This is a genomic window from Halomonas sp. ANAO-440, assembly GCF_019915905.1.
In the GTDB taxonomy this organism is placed as follows: Bacteria; Pseudomonadota; Gammaproteobacteria; order Pseudomonadales; family Halomonadaceae; genus Halomonas; species Halomonas chromatireducens.
Genome location: NZ_JAHXBV010000032.1, coordinates 1 through 4,756 on the forward strand (window position 1 = coordinate 1; position 4,756 = coordinate 4,756).

Sequence of the window (4,756 nt, forward strand, 5' to 3'; positions counted from 1 at the left end):
GCCTGGGTCGCCGCATCAGCAAAACCGTGCGCGACACCAACGGCACCACGGCCACCACCCACTACGGCTGGGATGGCGACCGCATCGTACGGGAAGAAACAGACAACCAGCGCACTACCGTGGTGTATGAGCCCGGCTCCTTCGTGCCCATGTTGCGCATCGATGAAACCCAGAGCGAACAAGGTGATGAAAAACGCCTCAGCGCCTATCTCACCGATGCCCTGGGTACGCCAATGCAGTTAGTCACCCCCAACGGCGAAACGAAATGGCAGGCCCAGCCCGATGACTGGGCCGCGGTCAAAAACCAACGCGGCAGCACCGCCCAACCGATCCGCTTCCAGGGCCAGTGGCACGACGAAGAGAGCGGCCTCTACTACAACCGCCACCGCTACTACGACCCGCAGCAGGGCAGGTACATCAGCCAGGACCCTATCGGCCTGAAGGGCGGCAACAACCTGTATGGTTACGTCACCAACCCGACAGGGATGGTGGATCCGTTGGGGTTGAGTTGGGAAGCTATAAGAAAAATTGGACAGGCAGCGCTGGTAGTGAGAGAGAAAGCCTGGTGTGCCGCTTCAGAAATGATTTTAGGCAGCAGTCGATCTCAGCTACCGGGCATCCTGGAGGAGGAAATGGAGGCGGCCAGGCAGTCTAGAGCAAGTGGTATAGGTCAATGCGCAAGAGAAAGTGAGAGTAGAGAAGCTTTGGGTTTTCCTGATGAAGTTGTGGAAGGTGAGTTTAATCTCTGCCGGGAAGGCGTGGACAGAGAGTATAAAGAAAGGGTTGAAGAGTTATCTCGGCGCAACGCTAGCCGCCATAAAGCTATTGATGATGGATTAGGCGGGATAATTAAAGAGTGTGTTGTAGAACCGTCAATAGGTGACTTTCATTTCCCTGAGAAGCCATCGCGCAGCAGATAATGATATATATTTTATGGGTGAATTAGATGAATTATATTAAAAGTAATTTTATCAATGCTTTACGCCGTGCTTTTAGCGTTAGTGCTGCGGCAATGATGCTGATACCAGCACTTTGTATAGCCGACTCCATGATGTTTCAGGCTAACCTGGAGCGAACGGGTGTTTATGATAATGTTGGGCCAGAAATCCACCCTGAATTAGTGTGGAAATTTGATGCAGGTGCGCCAGTAATAAGTACGCCACTAGTATATGAAGGTATAGTTTATTTTGTTGACTTTGATGGTGGAGTCTATGCTGTCAGTCAGGAAGATGGCTCGGTAATATGGGAAAAAAATTTAGGGGGAGAGACAGGTTTTCAAATCACATTGAATGAAGAGATGCTTTTGGTAGGGCTTAGATTTTCAAGCGAGGAAGATACTAGCTACTTAATCTCGATAGACAGAATGACAGGTGAGGAAAACTGGCGATTTGAGGCTGAATATCAAACAGGGTTAGATACACCAGCAATCTATGGTGATGCGGTATTTTTAACATCTGTGCAAGATTACTTGTATTCTCTAGACCTCATGACAGGTGAGGAGCGCTGGAGGTTCCCTATTCGGGGGAGGAGAGGCCAAGTGATAATATCGGATGATGTTTTGTATTTACAAGATGCCTCACAAACACTATATGCTATTTCGTTAGACTTAGGGCAAGAAAAATGGCGGAAAACTGCGTTGCCTACGCGCCGCAGTGCCTTTAAGACACCATCTATAGACAGTTGCTGCATTTTCACAATAATAAATAGAGATGACTCTGAGTCTCTCGTCAAGATAATAAATAAATACAGCGGTGAGCTAGAGGCTGAATTCACGACTAAGTTCCCTAGCCTGTCTTCTATTAGCTTGGCTGACGATGTTGTTTTTTTTGGTGATGAAGGGGAAGGCCATGCGGGAGCTCATGGCTATATGAATGCTATGGACACTAAAAGCGGTGAACTTATCTGGCGGTTTGAAACTGAAGGGTTTGTAAGAGGGGCTGCTGCCATAGCCGGAAACACAGTGTATTTCGGCAGTCACGATCAATATATGTATGCCGTTGACCGTTATACGGGTGAGATGAGATGGCGATATGAAACAGGAGCTGGCATTTCCTCTACACCTGCTGTGGTCGATGGGCGGGTATATTTCGGCAGTATTGACGGCCATGTTTACGTATTGGAGTAGGGCGGTCTCAAGTTCCAAGTACAACACGGACGTTGCACTCATTTACCACCCGCCGAGGAAGGTACTTCGCTGCCTTCCCCGGCGGTAGCGTGGCTGAAATCCTGCTTCTACTATAACTGCCACCGCTACTACGACCCGCAGCAGGGCAGGTACATCAGCCAGGACCCTATCGGCCTGAAGGGCGGCACCAACCTTCGCTGACGTTGACATCCGACGGGCATGGTGGATCCGTTGGGGTTGAATGGTTGGCGCTCTGACCATGTTTGGCGTGACCCAAGTACCAATAACCAAATTATCAATACGTGTATTAGTGATGTTGAAGACTGGTCGAAGGTGCCTGATTACTCTGGCGCCGTAAATACTAGAAACTCAGTTATGGCAGTGCTTAGCAAAAAGCCCGGCGTTGGATTTTTTCTCAATTCTTGGAAGCAGCGACGATACACGGCGTTTGTGCACATATGAATAATAATGGGGTTCTTTTTGATCGAGATACTGGTGGTTTAATTCCTGATTTTGAAATATGGCCGGGGCCTGTGCCCGAAGGGGCACTTTATGTTCCTCAGATAGGCATTCCTAGCAACCACCGCTCAGCGCTTAGGAGAGTGTTAAAGGATGCTTCGAAAGAAATTCCACCACCAGAAGGGCTGGATTTCAATGCATGGGACTACCAAGTTGAAAGGCGGGATTTTTAAAAGGGTGGAGAAAATGATTTTTTTGAAAAAGCTTATAACGATGGTGGTGCTATCTTTTTTGCTAAGCCCGTTAAGCGTAATTGCTAGCTCAATAGAGGAAGGTAGAGAAGCTCTTGAGAATGAAAATTATGCGGTTGCGCTTGAGAACTTTAGGCCTCTGGCTGAAGAGGGAAATCCAGATGCGCAAGCATTCTTAGGTGGAATGTATCTTAGTGGTAGAGGTGTTGATCAAAATTTCGAGAAAGCCGCTGATTGGCTAAAGCTAGCTGCAGATCAGGATGACGCCATAGCCCAAAATAACTTAGGCTGGCTGTACCAAAATGGGCGTGGTGTACCGAGAGACTTTCAAGAAGCGATGAGGTGGTACCGCCAAGCAGCAGAGCAAGGGATGGCAGGAGCCCAACAAAACCTAGCACTAATGTATTATTACGGTAAGGGAGTAAGACGTAATTATTCGGAAGCTGCAAGGTGGTTTGGGTTGGCCTCGGAGCAGGGGCTTGTTAAAGCTCAGGAGTACTTGGGCACCATGTACTTTACTGGAAAAGGTGTGGCGAATAACCATGAGGAAGCCGCGAGATGGCATACCCTTGCCGCTGAGCAAGGGAGCCGAGGTGCACAATACAGCATCGCCGTTATGTATGTTCAAGGTTCAGGCGTGGAGCAAAATTATGGAACTGCTGCAATGTGGTATCGCCGTGCCGCCTCGCAGGGAGATAAGCATGCTTTGTCCAACTTAAGCTCTTTGTATGGGCAAGGTTTAGGAGCTGATGAAAACATCGTCCTCGCTTACGTGTATGCAAGCTTAGCTGCTGATTTAGGAGATCATAACGGCGTCGAAAATCGTGACTTTGCCGCCTCTCTCCTCAATAGCGGCCAAATAGCTGAAGGTCAGCGGCTTGCTGAGGAGTGGCAGGTCGGCACTCCTCTTCCCACCGAAACTGAAACGTGGCCTTAGCTATAGAAATGAATGATAGCCTGAGTTAAGTCAATATGCGCAACAACGACGTTGCGCTTATTTTCAACCCGCCAGGGAAGGCACCTTACTGCCTTCTCTGGCGGTAGCGTAGCTGAACGCCTGAACTCCCTGCCACCATGACTTAGCCCATGCTCATCGTCCACCGGGTGCACGGCGGCCTGGCACGCTCCTACGCCTACCATGTGGATCACACCCAGGTCACCGACAGCCTGGGTCGCGAGACGCGGATCGAACGCGACGACCACGGCCAAGTGATCGCCCAGACCGCTCCGGACGGCACCCGCTGGGCCATCGAGCGGGATGCCCTGGGCCAGCCCACTCGCATTGAAGGCCCCGACGATCAGCGCTGGCAGATCAAGCGCAATGACCTCGGCCATCCGGTGGAAGTTACCGGGCCGGAAGGCACTACCGCTTTTGCCTATGCGCATGCCGACCTGCCTGACCGCCCCACCACGCTCACCGATGCGGTTGGGGCCACCCACCAGCGTGAGTGGAACGCCCTGGGCCAGCTCACCGCCCAGATCGACTGCTCCGAACGGCGCACCGACTACACCTATGATACCCGCGGCTACCTCGCCGCCGTCACCAACGCCCTGAATGAAACCACCCGCACCACCCACGACGCCATGGGCCGGCGCCAGTCCACCCAGCTCCCCGATGGCAGCCGCTGGCACCATCACTACGACCCGCAAGGACGACTGGTCGAGCGGGAAGGCCCCCAAGGGTTTAGGCAGCAGATCTTCCATGACGACCACGGCCGCCCCGTCCAGCGCCTCGACGCCGACGGCAGCCAGCAGCACACCGCCTACGACGCCGCCGGCCGCGTCAGCGAACTCACCCTGGGCAACGGTGCGGTCTACCGCTTTAACTACGATGACATGGATCGCCTCGCCAGCGAGACCGGCCCCGATGGCCGGGAGCAGCAGTATCGCTACGACGGCGCCGGTCAGCTGATCGAACGCA

General features: G+C 52.2%; 4 protein-coding genes and 1 pseudogene. All 5 read left to right on the forward strand.

Annotation, left to right across the window (positions count from 1 at the left end; translation table 11 throughout):
• Positions 1-920, forward strand: a 920-nt coding sequence (locus tag KZO25_RS16840) for an RHS repeat-associated core domain-containing protein (RefSeq protein ID WP_223137868.1), incomplete at its 5' end; no start/stop codon positions are given.
• 26 nt (positions 921-946) lie between these two features.
• Complete coding sequence (locus KZO25_RS16845; RefSeq protein ID WP_223137869.1) at positions 947-2,125, forward strand: PQQ-binding-like beta-propeller repeat protein; 1,179 nt, start codon at positions 947-949, stop codon at positions 2,123-2,125.
• 93 nt (positions 2,126-2,218) lie between these two features.
• Complete coding sequence (locus KZO25_RS16850) at positions 2,219-2,326, forward strand: RHS repeat-associated core domain-containing protein (RefSeq protein ID WP_262489100.1); 108 nt, start codon at positions 2,219-2,221, stop codon at positions 2,324-2,326.
• Between the two features lie 411 nt (positions 2,327-2,737).
• Positions 2,738-3,772 (forward strand): tetratricopeptide repeat protein, encoded by a 1,035-nt coding sequence (locus KZO25_RS16855; RefSeq protein ID WP_262489099.1) that lies wholly within the window; start codon positions 2,738-2,740, stop codon positions 3,770-3,772.
• Positions 3,773-3,921: 149 nt separating this feature from the next.
• Positions 3,922-4,756, forward strand: a pseudogene (locus tag KZO25_RS16860) (hypothetical protein); the annotation flags it as partial.